The organism is Streptomyces mesophilus (genome assembly GCF_040300965.1).
Lineage (GTDB): Bacteria > Actinomycetota > Actinomycetes > Streptomycetales > Streptomycetaceae > Streptomyces > Streptomyces mesophilus_A.
Window position 1 is genome coordinate 148,475 of record NZ_JBEPEW010000002.1, and the last position, 24,662, is coordinate 173,136.

Genomic DNA, 24,662 nt, shown 5'->3' on the forward strand with positions numbered 1-24,662 from the left:
GTACGTACGAAGGTCGTCCTGGGGCCGGAAGGTCAGTCCTCCGAACCCGCCGACGGCAGCTTCGTCTGGATCAGGTCCATCACCGAGGAGTCGGTCAGCGTGGTGACGTCACCGAGCTGCCGGTTCTCGGCGACATCACGCAGCAGACGCCGCATGATCTTGCCCGAGCGGGTCTTCGGCAGCTCCGCCACCGGCAGGATCCGCTTCGGCTTGGCGATCGGGCCGAGCGTCGCGCCCACGTGGTTGCGCAGCTCGCCCACGAGGTCGGCGGTCTCCGAAGCCGTACCGCGCAGGATCACGAAGGCCACGATCGCCTGACCGGTGGTCTCGTCGGCCGCGCCCACGACCGCCGCCTCGGCGACGGACGGGTGCGAGACGAGCGCGGACTCGACCTCGGTGGTGGAGATGTTGTGGCCGGACACCAGCATCACGTCGTCGACCCGGCCGAGCAGCCAGATGTCGCCGTCGTCGTCCTTCTTGGCACCGTCGCCGGCGAAGTACTTGCCCTCGAACCGCGACCAGTAGGTGTCGATGAACCTCTGGTCGTCGCCCCAGATGGTGCGCAGCATCGACGGCCACGGCTCGGTGAGGACCAGGTAGCCGCCGCCGCCGTCGGGCACCTCGTTGGCCTCGTCGTCCACGACGGTCGCCGAGATGCCGGGGAGCGCGCGCTGGGCGGAGCCCGGCTTGGCCTCGGTGACGCCCGGCAGCGGCGAGATCATCATCGCGCCGGTCTCCGTCTGCCACCAGGTGTCCACTACGGGGGTGCGGTCGCCGCCGATGTTCTTGCGGTACCAGACCCACGCCTCCGGGTTGATCGGCTCACCGACCGAACCGAGGACCCGCAGCGAGGTGAGGTCGAACTTCGCGGGGATGTCGTCTCCCCACTTCATGAACGTCCGGATCGCGGTGGGCGCCGTGTAGAGGATCGTGACGCCGTACTTCTGCACGATCTCCCAGAACCGGCCCTGGTGCGGGGTGTCCGGGGTGCCCTCGTACATGACCTGCGTGGCGCCGTTCGCGAGCGGCCCGTAGACGATGTACGAGTGGCCCGTCACCCAGCCGACGTCGGCGGTGCACCAGTAGACGTCGGTCTCCGGCTTGAGGTCGAAGACCGCGTGGTGGGTGTACGCGGTCTGGGTGAGGTAGCCGCCGGAGGTGTGCAGGATGCCCTTCGGCTTACCCGTCGTACCCGAGGTGTAGAGGATGAACAGCGGGTGCTCGGCGTCGAAGGCCTCGGGGGTGTGCTCGGCGGACTGGCCGTCGACCAGTTCGTGCCACCACACGTCGCGGCCCTCGGTCCAGGAGATGTCCTCCTGGCCGGTGCGGCGCACGACGAGGACGTGCTCGACGTTGTCGACCTTCTCGACTGCGGCGTCCACGGCGGGCTTGAGCGCGGAGGGCTTGCCCCGGCGGTAGCCGCCGTCGGAGGTGACGACGACCTTGGCGTCGGCGTCCTGGATCCGGGTGGCGAGCGCGTCGGCCGAGAAGCCGCCGAAGACCACGGAGTGCGCGGCGCCGATCCGGGCGCAGGCCAGCATCGCGACCGCGGTCTCCGGGATCATCGGCATGTAGATCGCGACCCGGTCGCCGGCCTGGACACCCAGCCCGGTCAGGGCGTTGGCGGCCTTGGAGACCTCGTCCTTGAGCTCGGCGTAGGTGATCGCACGGCTGTCGCCGGGCTCGCCCTCGAAGTGGATGGCGACGCGGTCGCCGTTGCCGGCCTCGACGTGGCGGTCGACGCAGTTGTACGCGACGTTCAGCTTGCCGTCGGCGAACCACTTCGCGAAGGGCGGGTTCGACCAGTCGAGCGTCTCGGTCGGCTCGGTGGCCCAGCTGAGGCGGCGGGCCTGCTCGGCCCAGAAGCCCAGCCGGTCGGCCTTGGCCCGCTCGTACGCCTCCGCGGTGACGTTGGCGTTCGCGGCCAGGTCGGCGGGCGGCGCGAACCTGCGCTCTTCCTTGAGCAGGTTGGCCAAGGATTCGTTGCTCACGACATCTCCCATACGGAGTTTTTGCCCAGGGGGCGGCCGTTGTGTCCCAGGCCACAGCTCATCAGACGGACCCTCCTGGTGACAAGGGCCTACGGCCGATTGGTTTAGACCTGTTGTGGGCGGCCGGGACTGCGGACTCCGATGTCCCGCAGCAGCCGGTCCCACACGTTGGCACGTACCGCGAAGGGATCCCGTTCACACGGCGCTGCCCTTACCCGTCCGGCCGTGTAACGCTCTTGCGCCGGCCGCCCAAGTAGAGGTGCAAGCGGAGGTCGCGGCATCGGGAATCGGGAGGGGCCTGTGGACCCAGGGGATTTCGAGGAGTTCTACCGGCGGCACTTCGACGCGATCACCGGCTTCGTGGCGCGCCGGGTCGGCGATCCGCACACCGTCGCCGATCTGACGGCCGAGGTCTTCCTCGCGGTGATCGACTCGTCGGCCGGCTATGACCCGGCGCGCGGCAGCGAGACCGCCTGGCTGTACGGCATCGCGCGCAACGTCGTCTGCGCGGAGAGCCGTCGCAGCGCCCGCCAGTCGGTGCTGGGCGCCCGCGTCGCCGGCCGCCGGCTGCTCGACGAGGACGACATCGTCCGCTTGGAGGAGCGGCTCGACGCGGAGTCGGCGGCCAGGCTGGCACTCGCCGCGATGGGTCAACTGCCCGACGGGGAAAAGGCGGTGCTCGAACTGATCGTGGTGGACCAGCTCACGGTCGGCGAGGCCGCGAAGGTCCTGGGGATACGGCCTGTCACGGCCCGGGTGCGGCTGCACCGTGCCCGGCGTGCGCTGGCGGGGACGACGACCGTGGCACCGGGGACGGCACCTCTCACGTATGCAGGGGAGACGGCATGAAGACGGACGAGACCGGCAAGGCCACGTTCGAGGACCGGCTGCTGACCGAGTTGCAGCGCGAACTGCGCCTGCGCAACGCACAGGCACCCGTCCCACGGGTGCGTCACCGCCGGGTCACTCCGCGCCGCATCGGCCTCGTACTCGGCCTGGCGGCAACGGGGTTGGCGGTCGCGGTGATGGCTCCGTCGTCACCCGGCGGCTCGGAGGCGTTCGCCGTGGAGCGGAACGGGGACGGGACGCTGACGATCCGGTTCAACGAAGTCTCGGTGGACCGCGATGCGCAGGAGGCCTTGGGGGAGCGGCTGCGCGAGATCGGGGCCGCCGCCACGTTCGACACCGTGCCGGACGGCATGAACTGCGGCCCGGTGCGTGGCGACACCACCGGGCATCCCGTGTACTACATCCGTCAAAAGGACGGCGACGGACTGGCGAAGCTGCCGCCCGACGCCGTACCGCCGCCGAGGAACGGTGCGAGTCGGGAGGAGTTCGAGGCCTGGAGAAAGCTCCAGGAGCAGCAGGTCAAGATCACCGTCGGGCCCGGCGACACCGTGGTCTTCGAGACCACCGGCGACCCGTCGGACCCGTCGCGCGTCCTCGTCTACGCGGTCAAGGGCGAGGCGGCCCCGTGTGTTCCGGGGCCCGACCCCCGCCCCCACATCACACCCGGGCCCCTCGAACCGAAGTGACCGGCGCCGCGGGCTTTTCGTCCGCCGGCGCCCCGTTCGGCCGTACGGCCCGGAACTCACCGAGCGGCGTATCGAGCACATACGCCTGAGCCTCACCCACATGGAAGTACATCCCGTGCAGGCTCAGCGACCCGTCCGCCACCCGCCGCGCCACACAGGAGTGCGCCATCAGGTGGTTGAGCTGCTGCACCACGTTGGCGAGGCTCAGCCGCTCGACCTCGTCGGCGTGCGGCCGGTGGGCGATCCGCGGTCCGGACCCGTCCGCCCGCAGACTCGGCGCCCCGTGCCGCAGCCAGCGGCCCAGCGCGCTGTCCGAGGCACCGGCCGCAGGGTCCAGCAGCGCCTGCATGGCCCCGCACCCGGAGTGTCCGCACACGGTGATGGACTGCACCTGAAGGACGTCCACGGCGTACTCGATCGCCGCCGCCACCGAGTCGTCCCCGCTCTCCGTGCCCGGCACGGGCACGAGATTGCCGACGTTGCGAACGACGAAGAGGTCACCGGGACCGCTCGAGGTGATCATCGACGTCACGAGCCGGGAGTCCGCGCACGTCAGGAAGAGCTGTGAGGGCTGCTGCCCTTCCCGCGCCAGCCGCGCCAGTTCGCTGCGCACCAGCGGCGCGGTGTTGCGCTGGAACGCGCTGATCCCGCTGGCCAGTTGACGCGTCCCGTGCGCCTCGGTCCGCTCGGGCGTGCAGCTGTGGTTGCGCCAGGGGGTCCAGGGGCCGCAGCACGCGTGGTCCTCCTCCGTACCGCGCCGGCCCTTGCCGTGGGCGGGCGCGGCGAGCGGACCGGAACGCCCGGTGAGCTCGGCCTTGCCGCCGCGCGCCGCGTGCGCGTCCTGCCAGTCCTGCAGCGTCTCGAACGCCGCGTGGTCCATGAAGGACCCGTCGATCTCCACCACGGCCTCGGACCCGTGCGGCACCTGGTGCAGCGCCCGGCTCAGCCGCGGCACGGCCAGGAAGGTCAACTGCCCGCGCACCCGCACATGGTGGACCCCTTCCCTCTCCTCGTACGTGATCCTCGTCCGCGCGAGGCGGTGCAGCGCGACCCCGACGGCGACCGCGACCCCGACGGCCACGCCTTCGAGCACGCCGAAGAAGACGACACCGACCGTCGTCACCGCGTACACGAGGACCTCGCGATGGCGGGTGACGGTGCGGATGTGGTTGATCGAGACCATCTGGATGCCGATCGCCATCACCAGGGCGGCGAGCGAGGCCAGCGGGATCAGGTCGAGCACGGGCACGAGCAGCAGCGCCGCGATGATGATCCAAAGCCCGTGCAGCATCGTGGAGTTACGGCTCACGGCGCCGGCCCTGACATTCGCCGTACTGCGTACGGCGACACCGGTGATCGGCAGCCCGCCGAGCGCGCCGGAGGTGATGTTCGCAAGACCCTGCCCGCGCAGCTCGCGGTCGAGCTGCGCCCGCGGCACCGGCATCGCGTCACGCCGCGCGGAGGCCAGCTTGTCGGTGGCGACCGCGGAGAGCAGCGATTCGACGCTGCCGACCAGCGTGATCGTCAACACCGCCGCGATCAGGCCGAGTACGGGCCCGTCGGGCATCCCGACGAGCGCGTGATTGCTCCACGACGGCAGGTCCACGCGCGGCAGGTTCAAGCCGGCGAACGCGGCCACGGCGGTGGCGGCCGCGACGGCCGCGAGCGCGGCGGGGATCTTGCGCAGCATCCGTCCCGGAGTTCCGGGGATACGGGGCCAGGCCAGCAGCACGAGCAGGGTGAGCGCGCTCATCGACAGCGCGGCGGGGTGGATGTCCGCCAACTGGCTCGGCAGTTCACGGACGTTGTCGATCACGGAGCTGTGCGGCGAGCCGCCGAGCACGATGTGCAGCTGGGCCACGGCGATGGTGATGCCGATACCGGCCAGCATGCCGTGCACGATCGCGGGGCTCACGGCGAGCGCGGAACGGGCCACGCGCAGATACGCAAGGCCCAGCTGGGCGAGCCCGGCAAGGACGGTGATCGCGCAGGTGGTGCGCCAGCCGTACTGCTGGATCAAGTCGGCGGTGACCACGGTGAGTCCGGCCGCGGGGCCGGAGACCTGGAGCGGTGAGCCGCCGAAGCGGCCCGCCACCAGACCGCCGACGGCGGCGGCCACCAGACCCGCCTGGAGCGGGGCGCCGGTGGCCAGGGCGATGCCGAGGGACAGCGGCAGTGCGATCAGAAAGACCGAGATCGAGGCGGACACATCGGCGCCCGCCAGATGGAACCGGCGGCGGTGTCCCGCCTTGGGTGGTCCGCTCTCAGGGGGGCCGGACGAAGAGCTGTCGGTACGGGTGGGGACGCAGGCAGACATAGGTTCCCGTCTCCTCCGGGGCTACGCGGTCGCTAGGGGTCCCCCGGTGCCATGAATCGGGGGGTGGTCGCGGCCGTGGGTCACGGCGTACAGCGGCGGGACTTTCTCAACTGTCGGTAAACGGATCGTAATGGAGAGTAAAGAGCTCAGCCGGATTATCGGGGCAAATGGGGTAATCATTCACCTTCACGAGTGAATGGGTAGATTCATCGGCTTGTCGTACCAATTCACCGTCCTTTGCATGGGACCTTGGCCGCGCCCCAACCCCCGACCACCCGAGATCCGAAGGAAGTAGGTGGGCGCATGGCCGCCACCAAGAGGCTCGCCGCGTGCCTGGCCGCGAGCACGGCACTCGCCGTGGCGCTGGCCGGCTGCTCGAGCGGAGAGTCCGGCGAAGGCGTCAAGAAGAAGGGCGCCGCGGGTGCGCAGAACGCCCCGAAGGTCCCTGCGCCGGGCAGCGTGATGCGCCCGATCGGCGACGGCTCGACCGCGTACACGGGAAGCCAGCCGAACCTGGCCGAGCCCGAGCGCCTCAAGCCGGGCCAGAAGCCCCCGCAGTTCGTGGTCTTCTCCTGGGACGGCGCCGGCGAGGACAGCCAGAAGCTCTTCTCGCACTTCCGCAAGGTCGCCAAGGCCAACAACGCCACCATGACGTACTTCCTCAGCGGCGTGTATCTGCTGCCGGAGGACAAGAAGGACCTGTACGAGCCGCCGCAGCACTCACCGGGCCGCTCCGACATCGGCTTCGGCGACGCCCAAGGGATCAAGGACACCGTGGAGCAGTTGCGCGGCGCCTGGCTCGAGGGCAACGAGATCGGCACCCACTTCAACGGTCACTTCTGCGGCAAGGGCGGCGGAGTCGGCGAGTGGTCGGTCGAGGAGTGGAAGCACGAGATCGCGGAGGCCAAGTCCTTCGTGAAGGGCTGGAAGACCAACACCGGTGCCACGAAGGCCGCTGCGCTCCCGTTCGACTACGACAAGGAGCTGATCGGCGCCCGTACGCCCTGCCTGGAAGGGCAGAAGAACTTCACGCGCGCCGCCCGCGAGCTCGGCTTCCGCTACGACACCAGCGGCGTCAACGACCAGATCTGGCCCAAGAAGAAGCAGGGCCTGTGGGATCTGTCGATGCAGCTGGTGCCGGTGCCGGGCCGCAAGTTCGAGACGCTGACCATGGACTACAACTTCATGGTCAACCAGTCGGGCACCACGACCCAGGGCGACCCGTCCATGCACGAGTACTGGGGCAACCAGATGCGCGACGGGCTGCTCGCCGGCTTCGACCGCGCGTACAACGGCAACCGCGCACCGCTGATCATCGGCAACCACTTCGAGTCCTGGAACGGCGGTGCGTACATGCGCGCCATCGAGGAGACGATCGAGCGCGTCTGCACCAAGCGTGACGTCCGCTGTGTCTCCTTCCGTCAGCTGGTGGACTGGCTGGACGCCCAGGACCCGCAGGTCCTGGAGAAGATGACCACGCTGAAGGTGGGCCAGGCGCCGAGGGAAGGCTGGGCGGCCTTCCTGTCCGGGCAGCAGCCCGCCCCGGCCCCGAAGGGTGTACCGGGCGCGCCGGCCGCGAAGCCGGCGCGCGAGCACGGCTCAGGTCACTGACAGCGCCGCACGCTCGTCGAGTACGAAGCCGGGGTCGATCTGGTCCGCCAGGTCGGCCCCGGCTTTCGCGTTGCCCCAACTCGCGGCGTTCTTACGGTGGAAGTGCACCATCTGCCGCGTGTACCGCTCCCAGTCGCGGCGCTCGTACGCGGCGTCGGCGACCGTACGCATCGTCTCGAGGGCGGCCCGGTTGGACGCTTCGAGGAGCTCGAACCGGGGCGGCCGGCCCTTCTCCATCGCGCGCACCCAGTCCGAGTGCCCCACCGTCACCAGAAGGTCCTCGCCGACTTCCTCCCGTAGAAAATCGATGTCGTCCTGCCCCTGCACCTTGTTGCCCACGACCTTGAGCGCGACGTCGAAGTCGCGGGCGTACTCCTTGTACTGCCGGTAGACCGAGATGCCCTTGCGGGTGGGCTCCGCGATCAGGAACGTCATGTCGAAGCGGGTGAACATGCCGGAGGCGAAGGAGTCGGAGCCGGCCGTCATGTCGACGACCAGGAACTCGTCGCGGGCGTCGACGAGATGGTTGAGGCAGAGCTCCACCGCCCCGACCTTCGAGTGGTAGCAGGCGACGCCGAGGTCGGATTCGGTGAACGGCCCCGTGACCATCAAACGGACACTGCCGCCGTCGAGTTCCAGCTCGCGAGCGCAGCTTTCGTAGACCGGGTTGTCCTCCCGGATCCGCAGCAGACGGGAGCCCTCGCCGGGTGGCGTCGTCTTGATCATCGTCTCGGCCGAGGCGATCCGCGGGTTGCTGCCGCGCAGATAGTCCTTGATGAGCGGCAGCCGCGCACCCATCGCGGGCATCGCGGCGGCTTCCTCCTCATCGAGCCCGAGTGCGGCACCGAGGTGCTGGTTGATGTCCGCGTCGACGGCGATGACCGGGGCGCCCGTGGTGGCGAGATGGCGGATGAAGAGCGAGGACAGCGTGGTCTTGCCGCTGCCGCCCTTTCCGACGAAAGCAATTTTCATGTTCACCAAGCGTAGTGGGATGAATGCACTGCGCATCCGCTTCACGTGAAGAAGACCACTCCTTCGTGGGGCGGGCGGCTTTGCTGCGTAGGGTCTTACTCATGAGTACTGCCGACCCGCTCGCCACCCTCGGCGCGCTGCCCACCGTGGCCGATTCCGTGGACTCCGTACGCAAGGCCGTCGACCGGGTCTACGGGCACCGGGTCATGCGGCGGCGCAGCCATGCGGTCACTTCGGAGGCGGCGCTGCGCGGTGCGCGCGGTTCGGCCGCGCTGGCCGGTGCGGACTGGGCCTTGGAGGAGGTGCGGCGGCGCAGCGACTTCAGCGGTGACGACGAGGCGCGCGCGGTCGGCGCGGCGCTGCGCCTGACGGCCGAGGCCGGTCAACTCCTGTCCATCTGGCGCCAGTCGCCGCTGCGGGTCCTTGCCCGGCTGCATCTGGTGGCCGCGGGCACCCAGGACGACACGGTGGGGCGGCCGCGCCAGAAGGGCGAACCGGTCGACGAGCCGCTGATCGAACTCGAACTGCCGGACGCGGACGAGGTGGCCGGCCGCCTCGACGGGCTCGCGCAGCTGATCATCGCGGGCAGTACGGCGCCGGCGATCGTCACGGCGGCCGTGGTGCACGGCGAACTGCTCGCGCTGCGCCCCTTCGGAGCGCACAACGGCCTGGTCGCGCGGGCCGCCGAACGCATCGTCCTCATCGGCAGCGGCCTCGACCCCAAGTCGATCTGCCCGGCCGAGGTCGGCCACGCGGAACTCGGGCGAGCCGCTTACGTGGCGGCCCTCGAGGGGTACGTCTCGGGTACGCCGGAGGGCATGGCGGCCTGGATCGGGCACTGTGCCAAGGCGGTTGAGCTGGGAGTGCGGGAGTCGACGGCCGTCTGCGAGGCGCTTCAGCGGGGCGCGGCCTGAGGTTCCCTGGGGCGCGGTCCGAGGTTCCCTGCTGCAGGGGAGTCCCAGCAAAGGTCCCTGAAAAGGGTTGCGGCGGTACCGAAGTAGGTACCGCCGCTGGCATGTCCGCCCAGTTACCAAGCGTCCTCGATATATGCCCATCAGGTCGGGGAACTTTGCCCGTTGCCTGGTGCGGCTGGCCCGTAATCGACGGGTCGACGTCGCGTGGGTGCTGTGGCTTCCATGCTCGGTCCGTGGGGCCTTGGTTGCGTTAAAGGTGATCCTCTCGGATGTCCTTGGTCTCGCGGGCCGTTGAATCCTTTGTACTCCTGTCATGAGGGAAGCGGAACCCCTGAGCGCACTTCTTTACTTTTAGGTTCAAACAGGTGCGAAACGGGCGTGGCTGTGCTGTGCCGGGAGAGCGCAGGTCGCTGCGTCGGGAGAACGCAGGTCGCTGTGTCGAAAGAGCGCAGGTCGGCGGGCGTTGTCAGTGGGCGCCGATACCGTTGAACGGGCCGGTGGCCCCCTGGGAGGGAGGGCTGTGTCCGCTCTCAAGTCACCAGTGCGCGGCGCTTGCTGGCGTACCAGACGAGACCCGCGGTCGCCGCCGCCGCACCCACCGCGGCGGCGGCGACGAGCGCGGGCCGGGGCGGCACGGGCAGCTTCCGTACCCGCTGCTTGAGGCGCACGGGCCGGTGGAAGTCGAGAATCGGCCAGTCGCGGGCGAGGGCTTCGCGGCGCAGAGTGCGGTCGGGATTGACCGCATAGGGGTGGCCGACGGATTCGAGCATCGGCAGATCGGTGGCCGAGTCGCTGTACGCGTAACAGCGCTCCAGGTCGTATCCCTCGGAGGCGGCGAGCTCGCGCACGGCTTCGGCCTTCGTCGGCCCGTACGCGTAATAGTCGATCTCTCCGGTGAAGCAGCCGTCGTCGCCGACCACCATGCGGGTCGCCACCACGCGGTCCGCGCCGAGCAGTTCGCCGATCGGCTCGACGACCTCCGCGCCCGACGTGGACACGATCACCACGTCGCGCCCGGCGAGGTGGTGCTCCTCGATGAGTGAGGCGGCCTCGTCGTAGATGATCGGGTCGATCAGATCGTGCAGCGTCTCGGCGACGATCTCCTTGACCTGCTGCTGGTTCCAGCCCTTGCACAGCGCGGAGAGGTACTCGCGCATGCGCTCCATCTGATCGTGGTCGGCACCGCCCGCGAGAAAGATGAACTGGGTGTACGCCGTCCTCAGCACCGCTCGGCGGTTGATCAGGCCGCCTTGGTAGAACGACTTGCTGAACGTGAGCGTGCTCGACTTCGCAATGACCGTCTTGTCCAGGTCGAAGAAGGCGGCTGTGCGGGGCAACGAGTGGTTTTCCACGTGGTCGAGCATAGGCGCCCACCATTCGGCGTAAGCTGGGGCGCGTGGGTTTGCCTGAGAAGGCCTTCGGGTACACCATGGAAGTCACGGATCGTTCGCGACCGTGCTAACCCGGTCTGGCTCCTCCCCCCCCGAGTCGGACCGTGGGGACGACCCCCGCTCTCCCCCCCGGCGGGGGTCGTCGCATGTCCGGGCCCGGTTCGGGCCCTTTTTTCTTGCCCCTTTTGGCTCAGTGCACCCCTTCCTGCGCCAGCCGGCGCCTTCCTCCGCCCGTTGAGACTCGTCACGGTGCGTAGTGGTTGCGCTGCGCTCCGGAAGTCGTGAAGAACTCACCGGTTCGGGTGACGGAGTTATTCACATCGCTTCGGTTGTCCACAGATTTCGACCAAGATCCCCACCATTTTCCGGCTCCGCTCATCGTGATTCCTGCTTGCGGACTTCGCAGCCGGGCGCTCGCGCCTTCATGGCTGCGTCGGGGATGCCGCATTCACATCGTTCGCAGCGTTCACGGGCGTTCGGCGTCGGTCCTTTGGGGCGGCGGCGGTCGCGAGAACGCTCAAGACGTTCAGCGAGAGGGGCAGGAGCATGACGGGAGCCATGGCCGACGACCGGCCGGCCGAGCGGAAGCGGCGCGGGCCGCTGATCGTGACGGAGGATGCGCAGCTGCTCGACGATCTGCTGCGGCTGTGCGCCGCGGCAGGGGCCAGGGCAGAGGTGCATCACGGGGTGCCCGAGCGAAGAGACAGCTGGGAGGGCGCTCCTCTCGTACTGGTGGGGGACGACGCGGCCGCGCGGGTGCGCGGCGCCGTGCGCAGGCGCGGGGTGTGTCTGGTCGGCAGGGACCAGGACGATCCGATGGTGTGGCAGCGGGCCGTGGAGATCGGCGCCGACCATGTGCTGCGGCTGCCCGATGCGGAGCAGTGGATCGTCGACCGGATCGCCGATGCGGTCGAAGGCGTGGGGCGTCCCGCGCTGACCGTCGGGGTGATCGGCGGCAGGGGTGGCGCGGGTGCTTCCACCCTGGCCTGCGCGCTGGCGGTGTCGGCGGCGCGGGCGGGGCGGCGCACCATGCTGATCGACGGTGATCCACTGGGCGGCGGCCTCGATGTGCTGCTCGGCGGCGAGTCGGCGCAAGGGCTGCGCTGGCCCGCGTTCGCGCAGTCGCGGGGGCGGCTCGGGAGCGCGGCGCTCGAGGAGTCGCTGCCGGAGCTCAGTTCGTTGCGCGTGCTCAGCTGGGACCGCGGCGACATGCTCACGATCCCGCCCGAGGCGATGCGTGCGGTGCTCGCGGCGGCGCGCAGGCGCGGTGGAGTGGTCGTCGTGGATCTGCCGCGGCGGGTGGACGAGGGCGTGGCCGAGGCGCTGGAGCAGTTGGATCTCGGGCTCCTGGTGGTGCCTGCCGAGTTGCGCGCGCTGGCCGCCGCGGAGCGGGTGGCCTCGGCCGTACGCATGGTGCTGCGGGATCTGCGGACGGTGGTCCGCGGGCCGTTCACCGCGGGCCTCGGTGCCGAGGAGACGGCAGGGATGCTCGATCTGCCGCTGGCCGGTGAACTTCCGGTGGATGCGGGTGTGTTGAGCGGCCGGATCCCCGCCGCGGATGTGCGGGAGCCGCTTGCGCGGTTCTGCGAGGCCTTCTGGGAGCGCGTGCCCGCGGAGGGTGGTGCGTCATGAGCGGGGCGCTGCTCGACGGGGTGCGGCAGTGGCTTGCCGAGTCCGGGGCGGAGGCGACTCCTGCGCGGGTCGCTCAGGCGCTGCGGGCTCAGGGGAAGGTGCTCGGAGACAGCGAACTGCTCGGTGTCGTAGGGGAATTACGTTCCGAGCTGGTGGGCGCAGGGCCGCTGGAGCCGCTGCTCGCGGATCCGCGGGTGACAGATGTGCTGGTTTCGGCGCCCGACCGGGTGTGGGTGGACCGGGGCGGCGGACTCGAGCTCACGCCCGTGACCTTCGCCGACGCGTCGGCCGTGCGACAGCTCGCCCAGCGGCTCGCCGCGGTCGCAGGGCGGCGGCTGGACGACGCCAGGCCCTGGGTGGACGCGCGGCTGCCTGACGGCACCCGGCTGCATGCCGTGCTGCCGCCGGTCGCCGTCGGATCGGCCTGCCTCTCGCTGCGGGTGGTGCGGTCCAAGGCCTTCTCGCTGGGCGAGCTGGCCGCCGCGGGGACGGTGCCGCCGGGCGGTGACCGGGTGCTGCGGGCGCTGATCGAGGCGCGCGCGTCGTTTCTGATCAGCGGTGGAACCGGCTCAGGCAAGACCACGCTGCTCAGTGCGCTGCTCGGTCTGTCCGGGCCGGGCGAGCGGATCGTCCTGGCCGAGGATTCGGCTGAGTTGCGGCCCGAGCACCCTCATGTCGTACGTCTGGAATGCCGGGTGGCGAACCAGGAAGGCGCGGGCCGGGTCACGCTCGAGGACCTCGTGCGTCAGGCGCTGCGGATGCGGCCGGACCGGCTCGTGGTGGGTGAGGTGCGCGGGGCGGAGGTCGTGCACCTGCTCGCCGCGCTCAACACCGGGCATGCGGGGTGCGGGACAGTCCATGCCAATGCCGCAGCCGATGTCCCTGCGCGTCTCGAAGCGCTCGGGACGGCTGCGGGGCTCGACCGGGCCGCGCTGCACAGCCAGTTGGCGGCGGCACTTTCGGTGGTGCTGCATCTCGTACGGGACCGGGGCGGTCGGCGCCGGATCGCACAGGTGCATGTCCTGGAGCGGGATGCGGCGGGTCTGGTGCGGACGGTGCCGGCGCTGAGGTGGGGCGAGCGGGCGTTCGTCTACGACCAGGGCTGGGAGCGGTTGCGGGGGATTCTTGGGGGTGGGCTGTGAGCGGGGTGGTTCCGGTGATGTGGGGGACGCCGGCTTATGCGGCCGCGTTCTGCGCGGGGGCGGCGGTGTGGTTGGCGGCGGCTCAGGACAGGGGGATGCGGCGGGCCCGGAGGCTGGTCGTGGCCGGTATGGGTGAGCCGGAGCTCGTCCCGCCGTGGGTGCGGTGGGCCGCGTGGGTACGGGTGCGGGCGCGGCTCGAGTGGTGGTGCCTGGCCGTGGGTGCGCTGGTGGGTCTGGCCGGGAGGTCCGTACTGCCGCTGATTCTGGGCGGGTTGGCGGTGCCGCTCGTCGGGCGGGTGCTGCGCCGGCGTGAGGAGCGGCGGGTCCGGGAGAAGAGCGCGGAGCAGGTGATCGCGCTGTGCGCGGCACTGGCCTCGGAGGTGCGCGCGGGGCGGCAGCCCTCGGCGGCCCTGTCTCTCGCGGCGCGGGACACCGGCGGGCTGGGGGCGGGTGGAGCGGATGCGGCGGTCCTTGCCGCTGCCCGGTTCGGGGGTGATGTTCCGGCCGCTCTGCGGGAGGCGGCGTGTGGGCCTGGTGCGGAGGGGCTTGCCGGGCTGGCGGCGTGCTGGCAGGTCGCTGTGGACAGGGGTGCGGGCCTGGCCGAAGGGCTGGACCGGCTGGAGGCGGCGCTGCGGGCCGAGCGGGATCAACAGGCTGATCTCGTCACCAAGTTGGCCCCCGCACGGGCGACCGCACTGATGCTCGCCGTGCTGCCCGTGGTGGGGCTGCTCATGGGGACGGCGTTGGGTGCGGACCCTTTGGGAGTTCTGCTGCACACCCCGGCCGGGATCGCGTGCCTGGTGGTGGGCGGGGCGTTGGAAGGGGCCGGGCTGTGGTGGACGGGGCGGATCGTGCGGCGGGCTGAGGGGGCGGGTCGTGATGCGACGAGTGCTGTTCGGCCGCGCCGGCCCGTCAGTCCTGTGAGTCCCGCGAGTCCGGTACGGAAGGGGGCGGGGCCGGTGCGTGGTCCGGCGCGGCGGGCTGGGGAGCCGGAGCGGAGCGAGGCCCGGTGAGCGGGGAAGTTGTCCACAGGCTGGGGGTGGTGCTGTGTGCTGGGCTCGTGGCCTTGGTGATCGGTGGGGCGGTGGCCGACCGGCGTGAGCGGGCGCTGCGACGGCGGCTGGAGCGGTTGTTGGGGGTCGAACCGTGTGCGAGCGGTCGTGCCGTACGAGCTGAGGCGCGAAAGGCGGTGATCCGGCGCTGGGCGCCGGCGGTGAGCGTCGCGTGCTTGGCGTACGCCGTCGTCGGCGGTGCGGCCGGGCTGATGTTCGCAGGGGTGGCAGGGCTGGGTGTGTGGCACTGGTGGTCGCGGAAGGCGCCACCGTCCGACGCCGGCCGGACCGAGCAGGCGGGGCGCCAACTGCCTCTGGCCGCCGATCTGCTGGCGGCCTGCGTCGCCGCGGGTGCCGGCCCGGCCGAGGCGGCGTCCGCTGTGGGGGAGTCGCTGGGCGGGCCGGTGGGAGAGCGGCTGGTCGGGGTGGCCACCGAGTTGCGGCTCGGGGGTGAACCCGAGCAGTGCTGGGGGCGGTTGGCCTCGATACCCGAGGCGGCGGCGCTGGCGCGCTGTCTGCAACGGGCCACGAGCTCCGGCGCGCCCGCCGCCGATCAGGTGGCACGGGTGGCGTCCGACTGCCGCGAGCGTGCCGCGCGATCCGCCCTCACCAGGGCGCATCGGGCGTCGGTCATGGTCACGGCGCCGGTGGGGCTGTGCTTTCTGCCCGCGTTCTTGGTGCTCGGGGTGGTGCCTGTGGTGGTGGGGCTGGCGGGAGAGATCTTGCAAGGGGTGTGAGGGGACGGGCTCGTACGAGGTTCGTATTCGTACGAGGTGGTCGGGCGCTGGGGCCCGTGCGAGGCCAGGCGTGCGCTTTGGCCAGGAGAGCAGAGCAATCCATATCAGCGGCCCCAAAGGGCTGCCTTCAACGGGGAGTTGTCATGCGGTGGTGCAGGTCTGAACAGGGTGACGAGGATGTTCTCGTCGCGGGTGTGATGCGACAGATGGCCGGCGCCGGAGGGCTGGCGTGGGGCGCTGCGCGCCGGGCGTGGCGTGCGCGGTCGGCCCGGATGCGGGGCGCCGACGCCGGGATGATCACGTCGGAGTATGCGCTGGGCACCGTTGCGGCCTGTGCGTTCGCGGCACTGCTCTACCGGGTGGTGACCTCGGGCACGGTGAAACAGCTCCTTGAAGGGGTGATCGGGAAGGCGCTCGGTGGACAGTTCTGAGTGCGGGTGGGGCGTGCTGGGCGGGGGCCGGGTGGCTCTGCTGGGTGGGGCCGGGGAGCTGGCAGGGCGCCGGGGTGGGCGTGGGGAAGACGCGGTACTGCTGGGCGGAGGAGGAGCGGCGCTTCTGAGAGTGGCGCTGCTGGGAGGGGGTTGGCGCGGGTGCGAGGGCTAGGCGGAGCTGCTGAGGGGAGGAGCGCCGCTCCTGAGTCAGGGGGCGCACGTGGTGCTGGTCGCGGATGTGGTGCTTCGAGTTGTGCCGGGGGAGACGGGTCCGGGGCGGCCGCACGCCGAGACGCCGGGTTCGTCAGTGCCGAAGCGGCGTGTGCCATGCCTGCGCTGCTGCTCGTCGGGGTCGCGCTGGTGTGGGCACTGATGACCGCGGCCGCTCAACTCCAGTGCGTGGACGCCGCCAGGGCCGGTGCCCGGGCGGCGGCTCGCCAGGAGTCGGCGTCCGCGACGGTACGGGCCGCGCAGCAAGCCGCGCCGGACGGGGCGCAGGTCGACGTGAGCCGCGAGGGCGACCTGGTGCGCGTCACGGTCTCCGCCACGTCACCGGGACCCGACGCCCTCGCCCTGTCGTTGCGGACGTCCGCGGTGGCGTTGGCCGAGGAGACGGTGGGGGTGGAGGGATGACGGGAGCCCGGGGGTGGGGTGGCCGACGGCTTCGGATGGCGGGTGCTGGAGAGTCTGCGTGGGCTGGAGGGCTTGCGTGGGTTGGAGGGCCTGCGTGGGGTGGAGGGCTTGCGCGGGCTGGAGGACCTGCGCGGGCTGGAGGGCCTGCGTGGGCTGGAGGGCCTGCGTGGGCTGGAGGACCTGCGCAGATACGGGAGTTGGGGCCGGATGCCAGTGGTCGGCAGGCAGGTCCGGGGCCGACCCGTGGCGGGGGGCCGGGTGCCCGACGCCGGTGGGCCGGGTCGGGCGCTCGTGACCAGGAGCCGGATGTCCGTGGCCAGAGGTTCGGAGCGGATGCCTGTCGGCGCGGGACCGGGGCGGGTGCCTGTCGACGTGAGACTGGGGCGGGTGCCCGCCGACGTGAGACGGGGCCGGGTGCCCGCGGGCGGGTCGGGGTGCGTGCGCGCGACGATCGGGGTTCGGCGACCGTGTGGGTGGTCGGGCTGATCGGTGCGCTGTGTCTCATCCTTGCCGGCCTGCTGCTCATGGCCCAGGCCATGGTCGCGCGCCATCGGGCGGGCGCCGCCGCGGACTTGGCGGCACTCGCGGCCGCGGACCACGCCCTGCGGGGGCAGGAGGACGCGTGTGCTGGTGCAGGGCGGGTGGCACGGGCGCAGGGCACGGACGTGGTGCGGTGCGCGGTGCGGGGTGAGATCGCGGACGTGACCGTACGGGCACGGTCGGGGCCCATGTCGTCGGCAGTGCGCTCGAGGGCGGGGCCGCCGGGGCCCGAACCGGGGGCAGGCGCCGGGAGTTCAGGGCCTGCGCCCTGAGCCGGACGGCGGACGGCGGACGGCGGAGGGCGGACGGCGGCCTGGCGGCGAAAGGGCGAGGTGCGGAAGCCGGGCGTTGAGCTGGACGGCACGCGGCACCCTGGCGCCGAGGTGCGAAACCCTGGCGCCGGGGCGGCCAGGGCGGGGAACCTGGCGCTGCGGCGGGCGAGGGGCGGAAGCCGGGCGCATTGGAGACGCGCGGCCCCTGGTGTCGAGCGCGGCCCCTGGCGCTGAACTGGACGGCGCGCGGACCCGAGAGGTGAGAGCGGCCGCTGGCGCTACGGCGGGCGAGGTGCGAAGGCCGGGCATCGCGGTGGACGGTGCGCCGAACCCTGGCGCCGAGGTGGGCGAGGAGTCGGGCGTTGAGGTCGTGGTTGAAGGGCGGCGTCCGAGGCTGGGGTCTGCCAGCAATTGCGGGGCCTCGGGTGACCGTTCGGGCGGGGCCCGCTACTCCTCCGGAGCGCCCCGCAGCAGCTCCGTGAGCAAGCGCACCGCGCCCCGCTTGTGCAGCGGATCGTTGCCGTTGCCGCACTTGGGGGACTGGACGCACGACGGGCAGCCGGCCTCGCACTCGCAGGAGGCGATCGCGGCTCGCGTGGCCGTCAGCCAGGTGCGGGCCGTATGGAAGGCGCGTTCCGCGAAGCCCGCTCCGCCCGGGTGACCGTCGTAGACGAAGACGGTCGGAAGGAGCGTGTCCGGATGCAGGGGCACGGAGACGCCGCCGATGTCCCAGCGGTCGCAGGTGGCGAACAGCGGCAGCATGCCGATCGAGGCGTGCTCGGCGGCGTGCAGGGCGCCGCCGAGGATCTCGGGGTTGATCCGGGCGGCGTCGAGCTGGTCCTCGGTGACCGTCCACCACACGGCACGCGTACGCAGGGTGCGCGGCGGAAGGTCCAGCTTCTGCTCGCCGAGTACCTCGCCGGTGATGAGCCGGCGGCGGAGGAAGGAGACGACCTGGTTGGTGACCTCGACGGAGCCGTAGCAGAGGCGGCCGTCACCCCAGGGCACCGAGACGTCGGTGTCCAGGACGGAGATGGCCGTGGTGTCCCGGGCCGTCGTGGAGTAGGGCGGGTTCGCCTCCTGCACGAGGGCGACCGAGTCCTCCAGGTCGAGTTCCTTCACCAGATAGGTGCGGCCCTGGTGGAGGTGGACCGCGCCCTGGTGGACCGCCGTGTGGGCGGCCGAGGCGTCGACGGTGCCGAGCAGCCGCCCGGTGCCCGCCTCGACGACCTGGACAGGGCTGCCCCCCTCCCCCCGGATGTCGGTGAGGTCGGCGGCGCGCTCGCGGCGGGTCCAGTGCCATGCCTTCGTACGCCGCCGCAGCAGGCCGGCCGACTCCAGCTGCGGCAGCAGCTCCGCCGTCGTCGGCCCGAAGAGGGTGAAGTCGTCTTCCGTCAAAGGCAGTTCGGAGGCTGCCGCGCACAAGTGAGGAGCGAGCACATACGGGTTGTCGGGGTCCAGGACCGTCGATTCGACCGGCTGATGGAAGAGCGCCTCGGGGTGGTGCACGAGAAAGGTGTCCAAGGGGTCGTCCCGGGCGACCAGGACGGCCAGCGCACCCTGCCCCGCGCGGCCGGCCCGCCCTGCCTGCTGCCACAGCGAGGCGCGCGTTCCCGGATAGCCGGCGATCACCACCGCGTCCAGGCCCGAGATGTCGACGCCGAGCTCCAGCGCCGTAGTCGCGGCGAGACCGAGGAGTTCGCCGGAGTGCAGGGCGCGTTCCAGTGCGCGGCGTTCGTGCGGCAGGTAGCCGCCGCGGTACGCGGCGACGCGCCCGACGAGGGAGCGGTCGATCTCGGCCAGACGTTCCTGGGCGATCACGGAGACCAGCTCGGCGCCGCGCCGGGACCGTACGAAGGCGATCGAGCGCCGGCCCTGGAGCGTCAGGTCGGTCAGCAGGTCGGCGGTCTCGGCCGTGGCCGTACGGCGGACGGGCGCGCCCTTCTCGCCGTGGAGCTCGGTGAGCGGCGGCTCCCACAGGGCGAAGACCAGCTCGCCGCGGGGCGAGGCGTCATCGGCGACTTCCTTGACCGGGAGCCCGGTGAGACGTTCGGCCGCTATGGACGGGTCGGCCGCGGTGGCAGAGGCGAGCAGGAAGACAGGGTCCGAGCCGTAGCGGGCACACAAGCGGCGCAGGCGGCGCAGCACTTGGGCGACATGGGAGCCGAAGACGCCCCGATAGGTGTGGCACTCGTCGATGACGACATAGCGCAGGGCGCGCAGGAAGGAGGACCAGCGGGGGTGGGAGGGGAGTATCCCGCGGTGCAGCATGTCCGGATTGGTCAGGGCGTAGTTGGCGTACTGACGTACCCATTCGCGTTCCTCGACGGGGGTGTCCCCGTCGTAGACCGCGGGCCGGACGGCGTGGCCGAGGGGAGCGGCCAGTTCCTTGACCGCGCGGCACTGGTCGGCCGCGAGGGCCTTCGTCGGGGCGAGGTACAGGGCCGTCGCGCCGCGGCCGTTGGGTGCCTCGGAGCCGTCGAGGAGCGCGGACAGGACCGGCATCAGATAGGCAAGGGACTTGCCCGAGGCCGTACCGGTGGCGACGACCACGGATTCGCCGTCCAGTGCGTGTTCGGCGGCGAGTGCCTGGTGGGCCCAGGGGTGATCGATTCCGGCCGAGTTCAGTGCGGCGATCACTTCCGGCCGGATACGGTCCGGCCAAAGAGCATGGCGGCCCGCCCGCGGGGGCAAGTGCTCCGTATGAGTGAGGCGCGCGGACCGGCTCTCCCCCGAGGCGAGCCGGTCGAGCACCGTGCGCGGAGAAGGCCGCCCGGAGCGCCCCGTAGCGGGCGGCTCCTGGCGGTCGTCGCTGCGCCGGTCGGGGCGGTGATTCGTGGCCATCGGCACCGAGTGTGTCACTGGCGTGACGGACAATGCTCCCAAGGCGTCGTGCTCGCCCGCCCGTAAGTGATTGAATGCCATCGCGGCTGGCGTTCCGCCCCAGTCCTGCAAGCCAGGAGACCAGGGGGCGACTGCCCGATAGCAAGGTGCTGGAGGATCCGTGGACCTGTCCCTGTCGACCCGTACCGTCGGCGATCGTACGGTCGTCGAGGTCGGTGGCGAAATCGATGTGTATACCGCGCCCAAGCTGCGCGAGCAGCTGGTCGAGCTGGTGAACGACGGCAGTTTCCACCTTGTCGTCGACATGGAGGGCGTGGACTTCCTCGACTCCACCGGACTCGGCGTGTTGGTGGGTGGTCTGAAGCGAGTGCGCGCCCATGAGGGTTCGCTGCGCCTGGTGTGCAACCAGGAGCGCATCCTGAAGATCTTCCGTATCACCGGTCTGACCAAGGTGTTCCCGATTCACACCTCGGTCGAGGAGGCGGTGGCGGCCACCGACTGACGGCTGCATCCCGGGCCGCCGAGGCCGCCCGGTGCGGAGGGAGCCGGGGGCACCGGGCCGCCCAGGCCCGGCCCCCGACAGCACGTAGGAACGTAACGGAGGGGGATTGATGGCCACCGTTGAACTCCGCTTCAGCGCGCTGCCCGAGCACGTCAGGACCGCCCGTCTGGTGGCGGCCGCGGTCGCGCGCAGGGCCGGGGTGGACGAGGCCGTGCTCGACGAGGTGCGCCTCGCGGTCGGCGAGGCCTGTACCCGTGCCGTGGGGCTGCATCAGAGTCATGAGGTTTCGGCGCCGGTGAAGGTGGTGCTCATCGAGGAGGAGAAGCAGTTCTCCATCGAGGTGGGCGACGAAGCGCCGCACGCGGTGACGGTCGAGGATTCGTCACCGGAAGCGGTCGCGGCGGATCCGGACGCCGATGCCGACGAGGACGAGATGGGCCTCGCGGTCATCAGCGGCCTCGTCGACGACGTCGAGGTGACCACCGGCGAGTCCGGCGGTCAGATCAGGATGAGCTGGCCGGTGAGCGTGGCCCCGGTGCTCGGCTGAGCCGAAACCCGACCCCGTAGAACCTCTGAAGGGCCCTGCTGAGCAGGGCCCTTCAGTGTTTCCCGCGTCGATGCCCGAGGCGATCCCGCGTCGAGCCCCGAGCCGTCCACGAGCCGATCCCTGTGCGATCCCCGCTCGATTTCCGAGACATTCCTTGATCCCCGTTGATCGAATTCCCGATCGTCATCGATCATCGGTGATCTCATTTCCGCCCCGACGATCAAGAGTCAACGCTTTTGATCCATTACCTCTTTCGAGCTCAATCCTGTGACGCGATCATTTGCTGAGGAGCAAGTGAAGGCCAATTACGTTTGTCGCGCACTGTTTTGATCAGGATCGGCTCCCTACAATCCGTCCACATCTTGAGCTCAGCACAGGCGTCAAGGAGGACGAATGGCGGGGCTTTCTACCCCTCATCAGTTTGATCACCCCACAACCTTCGCAGCCGCAGTACTGACCGACGACAACCGACTGATCGTCATGGTCATCGGGATCGTCGCGCTTGCCGCGCTCGTCGTAGCCGGCGTACTCGTACGCCAAGTCCTCGCCGCCGGCGAGGGAACCGACAGCATGAAGAAGATCGCAAAGGCGATCCAGGAAGGCGCGAACGCGTATCTGGCACGGCAGTTGCGGACGCTCGGCCTTTTCGCCGTGATCGTCTTCTTTCTGCTCATGCTGCTGCCCGCGGACGACTGGAATCAGCGCGCAGGGCGTTCCGTGTTCTTCCTGATCGGTGCGCTCTTCTCCGCCGCCACGGGCTATATCGGCATGTGGCTGGCCGTACGCGCCAATGTGCGTGTGGCCGCGGCAGCCCGCGAGGCGGACCCCGCGGAAGGCGAACCGGCCAAGGATCTGACGGCCGTCAAGCACAAGGCCATGAAGATCGCTTTCCGTACGGGCGGCGTCGTCGGCATGTTCACTGTGGGGCTCGGTCTCCTCGGCGCAGCATGTGTGGTTCTCGTCTATGCGGCGGACGCGCCCAAGGTGCTCGAAGGCTTCGGCCTGGGCGCCGCGCTGATCGCGATGTTCATGCGTGTCGGCGGCGGCATCTTCACCAAGGCCGCCGACGTCGGTGCCGACCTGGTCGGCAAGGTCGAGCAGGGCATCCCCGAGGACGACCCCCGTAACGCCGCGACCATCGCGGACAACGTGGGCGACAACGTCGGTGACTGCGCCGGCATGGCGGCCGACCTCTTCGAGTCGTACGCCGTGACGCTGGTCGCCGCGCTGATCCTCGGCAAGGCGGCCTTCGGCGACGCGGGTCTGGCCTTCCCGCTGATCGTTCCGGCGATCGGTGTGGTCACGGCGATGATCGGCATCTTCGCGGTGGCGCCCCGGCGCTCCGACCGCAGCGGGATGTCGGCCATCAACCGCGGCTTCTTCATCTCCGCGGTGATCTCCCTCGCTCTGGTGGCGGCAGCCGTCTACGTGTATCTGCCTGCCACGTACGCGGAGTTGAAGGGCGTCACCGATGCGGCGATCAGCGCCAAGAGCGGCGATCCGCGGATCCTCGCGGTGGTCGCGGTCGCGATCGGCATCCTGCTGGCCGCACTCATCCAGCAGCTCACCGGGTACTTCACCGAGACCACCCGGCGTCCCGTCCAGGACATCGGCAAGACCTCGCTGACCGGCCCGGCCACCGTCGTCCTGGCCGGTATCTCCATCGGGCTCGAATCCGCCGTCTACACCGCGCTGTTGATCGGACTCGGTGTGTACGGGGCGTTCCTGCTCGGCGGTGCGTCGATCATGCTCGCGCTGTTCGCGGTGGCGCTCGCCGGTACCGGTCTGCTCACCACGGTCGGCGTGATCGTGGCCATGGACACCTTCGGTCCGGTCTCCGACAACGCGCAGGGCATCGCAGAGATGTCCGGTGACGTCGAGGGCGCGGGCGCCCAGGTCCTCACCGACCTGGACGCGGTGGGCAACACCACCAAGGCCATCACCAAGGGCATCGCCATCGCCACCGCCGTACTCGCGGCGGCCGCGCTCTTCGGCTCGTATCGCGACGCCATCGCGACCGCGGCCCAGGACGTCGGCGAGAAACTCGGCGACGGCGCTCCGATGAACCTGGTCATGGACATCTCGCAGCCCAACAACCTGGTGGGCCTGATCCTCGGCGCCGCGGTCGTGTTCCTCTTCTCGGGGCTCGCGATCAACGCGGTGTCGCGGTCGGCCGGCGCGGTGGTCTACGAGGTGCGGCGGCAGTTCCGCGAGCACCCCGGGATCATGGACTACTCGGAGGAGCCGGAGTACGGCAAGGTCGTCGACATCTGCACCAAGGACGCCCTGCGCGAACTCACCACGCCCGGTCTGCTCGCCGTGCTGACCCCGATCGCGGTCGGGTTCACGCTCGGGGTGGGCGCTCTCGGTTCGTTCCTCGCGGGTGCGATCGGCACCGGCACCCTGATGGCGGTCTTCCTCGCCAACTCCGGTGGTGCGTGGGACAACGCCAAGAAGCTCGTCGAGGACGGCCATCACGGCGGCAAGGGCTCCGAGGCCCATGCCGCGACCGTCATCGGCGACACCGTGGGCGACCCGTTCAAGGACACCGCGGGTCCCGCGATCAACCCCCTGCTGAAGGTGATGAACCTCGTCGCGCTGCTCATCGCGCCCGCGGTCATCCAGTTCAGCTACGGCGACGACGCCAGCGCGGGCATCCGCGCGGGTATCGCGGTGGCCGCGATCCTGGTCATCGTCACAGCGGTCTACATCTCCAAGCGGCGCGGTATCGCCGTGGGTGACGAAGACAACTCCGGCAGGGTCGCCAAGTCGGCCGACCCGGCGGTCGTTTCCTAGCTGCCGGGTCGTACCTGCTCAACAGGCGGGCGGGCGGCGCACTTTGATGCGCCGTCCGCCCCTTTTTTGTTTCCGTGACTCTCATCTCCCTTGGTGCAAATGGCTGCAATAGCGGATATACGGGACCCATGGCGCGGGTATACCGCCCGGTTGGCGTGTAAGTTCCGGGGCCGAGAGCCATGGAAGGGACCAATCCGGTGAACAAGAAGCTCGCAGCCGCGCTGTCCGGCGGTGCGGTACTCGTAATGGCGCTGTCGGGATGCAGCAGTGACGACGGCAACAAGGAGCTCGACAACTGGGCCAAGTCGCTCTGCGGCCAGATCAAGCCGCAGCTCGAGAAGAGCGTGAAGGCCCAGCAGGCCATCATCGCCACCGCCGCCGACGGCAACCGGGAAGAGATCAAGAAGGTCGACTCGGCCTCCTTCCAGGCCAGCGCGGACGCGTACACCGCGATCGCCGCGGCACTCGAGAAGGCGGGCCCGCCGCCGGTCGACGACGGCAAGAAGATCCAGGCGGACACCGTCAAGGAGCTCGAGAAGGCCTCGAAGGCGTACGAGGACCTGAAGAAGCAGAGCGACAAGATGGACGCCAAGGACGATTCGCCGGAGGGCGTGAAGAAGTTCTCCGACGACCTCAAGACGATCGCGGACGAGCTGGGCAAGATCCAGGACGAGGGCGCGGACGCACTGGAGTCCCTGACGGAGGGCGAGGTCGGTGAGGCCATCGCCAAGCAGCCCGACTGCAAGGTGGAGTCGGCCTCCCCGTCCAGCTGACGCGACGGCGCTCCCCGCGCTCCCGTCCAG

At 70.5% G+C, this 24,662-nt stretch carries 20 protein-coding genes; 15 read left to right on the forward strand and 5 right to left on the reverse strand.

Annotation, left to right across the window (positions count from 1 at the left end):
• Positions 1-32 precede the first annotated feature (32 nt).
• Positions 33-1,991, reverse strand: a complete 1,959-nt coding sequence (gene acs / locus ABT367_RS01520; RefSeq protein ID WP_352248365.1) for an acetate--CoA ligase — start codon at positions 1,989-1,991, stop codon at positions 33-35.
• Positions 1,992-2,291: 300 nt separating this feature from the next.
• Here acs and ABT367_RS01525 point away from each other — a divergent pair, with 300 nt between their 5' ends.
• Positions 2,292-2,840, forward strand: a complete 549-nt coding sequence (locus ABT367_RS01525; protein ID WP_352248367.1) for an RNA polymerase sigma factor — start codon at positions 2,292-2,294, stop codon at positions 2,838-2,840.
• Entirely contained in the window at positions 2,837-3,526 is a 690-nt protein-coding gene (locus ABT367_RS01530; RefSeq protein WP_352248369.1) for a hypothetical protein, read from the forward strand. The genes ABT367_RS01525 and ABT367_RS01530 overlap by 4 nt, the downstream gene beginning before the upstream one ends.
• On the opposite strand, the gene ABT367_RS01535 is transcribed toward ABT367_RS01530, so the two are convergent.
• Entirely contained in the window at positions 3,498-5,843 is a 2,346-nt protein-coding gene (locus ABT367_RS01535; protein WP_352248371.1) for a SulP family inorganic anion transporter, read from the reverse strand. The two genes, ABT367_RS01530 and ABT367_RS01535, sit on opposite strands and share 29 nt — an antisense overlap.
• Positions 5,844-6,146: 303 nt before the next feature.
• Here ABT367_RS01535 and ABT367_RS01540 point away from each other — a divergent pair, with 303 nt between their 5' ends.
• Positions 6,147-7,454: a hypothetical protein gene (locus tag ABT367_RS01540; RefSeq protein WP_352248373.1), complete on the forward strand. Its 1,308-nt coding sequence runs from the start codon at positions 6,147-6,149 to the stop codon at positions 7,452-7,454.
• Here ABT367_RS01540 and ABT367_RS01545 read toward each other — a convergent pair.
• On the reverse strand, positions 7,443-8,426 hold the full coding sequence (locus ABT367_RS01545) for an ATP-binding protein (RefSeq protein WP_352248375.1): 984 nt from the start codon (positions 8,424-8,426) through the stop codon (positions 7,443-7,445). The genes ABT367_RS01540 and ABT367_RS01545 overlap by 12 nt on opposite strands.
• A 101-nt stretch (positions 8,427-8,527) precedes the next feature.
• On the opposite strand from ABT367_RS01545, the gene ABT367_RS01550 reads away from it, so the two are divergent.
• Positions 8,528-9,340 (forward strand): oxidoreductase, encoded by an 813-nt coding sequence (locus ABT367_RS01550; RefSeq protein WP_352248377.1) that lies wholly within the window; start codon positions 8,528-8,530, stop codon positions 9,338-9,340.
• A 530-nt stretch (positions 9,341-9,870) separates the two neighbouring features.
• On the opposite strand, the gene ABT367_RS01555 is transcribed toward ABT367_RS01550, so the two are convergent.
• The gene (locus ABT367_RS01555; RefSeq protein WP_352248379.1) at positions 9,871-10,704 is read right to left on the reverse strand and encodes an HAD family hydrolase; all 834 of its coding nucleotides are present in this window, start codon (positions 10,702-10,704) and stop codon (positions 9,871-9,873) included.
• 573 nt (positions 10,705-11,277) lie between these two features.
• Between ABT367_RS01555 and ssd the strand changes: the two genes are divergently transcribed.
• The 7 genes from ssd to ABT367_RS01590 all read left to right on the forward strand — a co-directional run bounded on the left by ssd (position 11,278) and on the right by ABT367_RS01590 (position 17,170).
• Positions 11,278-12,363 (forward strand): septum site-determining protein Ssd, encoded by a 1,086-nt coding sequence (gene ssd, locus ABT367_RS01560; protein ID WP_352248381.1) that lies wholly within the window; start codon positions 11,278-11,280, stop codon positions 12,361-12,363.
• Positions 12,360-13,505 (forward strand): TadA family conjugal transfer-associated ATPase, encoded by a 1,146-nt coding sequence (locus tag ABT367_RS01565; RefSeq protein WP_352248383.1) that lies wholly within the window; start codon positions 12,360-12,362, stop codon positions 13,503-13,505. The genes ssd and ABT367_RS01565 overlap by 4 nt, the downstream gene beginning before the upstream one ends.
• Before the next feature lie 17 nt (positions 13,506-13,522).
• Positions 13,523-14,518, forward strand: a complete 996-nt coding sequence (locus ABT367_RS01570) for a type II secretion system F family protein (RefSeq protein WP_434975379.1) — start codon at positions 13,523-13,525, stop codon at positions 14,516-14,518.
• A gap of 29 nt (positions 14,519-14,547) precedes the next feature.
• Positions 14,548-15,294, forward strand: coding sequence for a type II secretion system F family protein (locus tag ABT367_RS01575; RefSeq protein ID WP_352248385.1), 747 nt, complete (start codon positions 14,548-14,550; stop codon positions 15,292-15,294).
• Positions 15,295-15,500: 206 nt separating this feature from the next.
• The gene (locus tag ABT367_RS01580) at positions 15,501-15,725 is read left to right on the forward strand and encodes a DUF4244 domain-containing protein (protein ID WP_352248387.1); all 225 of its coding nucleotides are present in this window, start codon (positions 15,501-15,503) and stop codon (positions 15,723-15,725) included.
• A 159-nt stretch (positions 15,726-15,884) separates the two neighbouring features.
• Entirely contained in the window at positions 15,885-16,358 is a 474-nt protein-coding gene (locus tag ABT367_RS01585; protein WP_352248389.1) for a TadE family type IV pilus minor pilin, read from the forward strand.
• Positions 16,359-16,792: 434 nt separating this feature from the next.
• Positions 16,793-17,170, forward strand: a complete 378-nt coding sequence (locus tag ABT367_RS01590; RefSeq protein ID WP_352248391.1) for an Rv3654c family TadE-like protein — start codon at positions 16,793-16,795, stop codon at positions 17,168-17,170.
• Between the two features lie 447 nt (positions 17,171-17,617).
• On the opposite strand, the gene ABT367_RS01595 is transcribed toward ABT367_RS01590, so the two are convergent.
• Complete coding sequence (locus ABT367_RS01595) at positions 17,618-20,095, reverse strand: DEAD/DEAH box helicase (protein WP_352248393.1); 2,478 nt, start codon at positions 20,093-20,095, stop codon at positions 17,618-17,620.
• Positions 20,096-20,174: 79 nt separating this feature from the next.
• Between ABT367_RS01595 and bldG the strand changes: the two genes are divergently transcribed.
• The 4 genes from bldG to ABT367_RS01615 all read left to right on the forward strand — a co-directional run bounded on the left by bldG (position 20,175) and on the right by ABT367_RS01615 (position 24,632).
• Positions 20,175-20,516, forward strand: a complete 342-nt coding sequence (bldG, locus tag ABT367_RS01600; protein ID WP_003975386.1) for an anti-sigma factor antagonist BldG — start codon at positions 20,175-20,177, stop codon at positions 20,514-20,516.
• Positions 20,517-20,625: 109 nt separating this feature from the next.
• On the forward strand, positions 20,626-21,063 hold the full coding sequence (locus ABT367_RS01605) for an ATP-binding protein (RefSeq protein ID WP_352248395.1): 438 nt from the start codon (positions 20,626-20,628) through the stop codon (positions 21,061-21,063).
• A gap of 393 nt (positions 21,064-21,456) precedes the next feature.
• Positions 21,457-23,859 carry a sodium-translocating pyrophosphatase gene (locus ABT367_RS01610; RefSeq protein ID WP_352248397.1) on the forward strand — a complete coding sequence of 801 codons (2,403 nt, stop codon included), beginning with the start codon at positions 21,457-21,459 and terminating at the stop codon, positions 23,857-23,859.
• A gap of 197 nt (positions 23,860-24,056) precedes the next feature.
• Positions 24,057-24,632: a small secreted protein gene (locus ABT367_RS01615; RefSeq protein WP_307813425.1), complete on the forward strand. Its 576-nt coding sequence runs from the start codon at positions 24,057-24,059 to the stop codon at positions 24,630-24,632.
• Positions 24,633-24,662 lie beyond the last annotated feature (30 nt).

Coding starts and splice junctions, on each gene's coding strand:
- ABT367_RS01530 (WP_352248369.1), top strand. CDS start 2,837: ATGAAGACGGACGAGACCGGCAAGGCCACGTTCGAGGACCGGCTGCTG.
- ABT367_RS01535 (WP_352248371.1), bottom strand. CDS start 5,843: ATGTCTGCCTGCGTCCCCACCCGTACCGACAGCTCTTCGTCCGGCCCC.
- ABT367_RS01540 (WP_352248373.1), top strand. CDS start 6,147: ATGGCCGCCACCAAGAGGCTCGCCGCGTGCCTGGCCGCGAGCACGGCA.
- ABT367_RS01545 (WP_352248375.1), bottom strand. CDS start 8,426: ATGAAAATTGCTTTCGTCGGAAAGGGCGGCAGCGGCAAGACCACGCTG.
- ABT367_RS01550 (WP_352248377.1), top strand. CDS start 8,528: ATGAGTACTGCCGACCCGCTCGCCACCCTCGGCGCGCTGCCCACCGTG.
- ABT367_RS01555 (WP_352248379.1), bottom strand. CDS start 10,704: ATGCTCGACCACGTGGAAAACCACTCGTTGCCCCGCACAGCCGCCTTC.
- ssd (WP_352248381.1), top strand. CDS start 11,278: ATGACGGGAGCCATGGCCGACGACCGGCCGGCCGAGCGGAAGCGGCGC.
- ABT367_RS01565 (WP_352248383.1), top strand. CDS start 12,360: ATGAGCGGGGCGCTGCTCGACGGGGTGCGGCAGTGGCTTGCCGAGTCC.
- ABT367_RS01570 (WP_434975379.1), top strand. CDS start 13,523: ATGTGGGGGACGCCGGCTTATGCGGCCGCGTTCTGCGCGGGGGCGGCG.
- ABT367_RS01580 (WP_352248387.1), top strand. CDS start 15,501: ATGGCCGGCGCCGGAGGGCTGGCGTGGGGCGCTGCGCGCCGGGCGTGG.
- ABT367_RS01595 (WP_352248393.1), bottom strand. CDS start 20,095: ATGGCATTCAATCACTTACGGGCGGGCGAGCACGACGCCTTGGGAGCA.
- ABT367_RS01605 (WP_352248395.1), top strand. CDS start 20,626: ATGGCCACCGTTGAACTCCGCTTCAGCGCGCTGCCCGAGCACGTCAGG.
- ABT367_RS01610 (WP_352248397.1), top strand. CDS start 21,457: ATGGCGGGGCTTTCTACCCCTCATCAGTTTGATCACCCCACAACCTTC.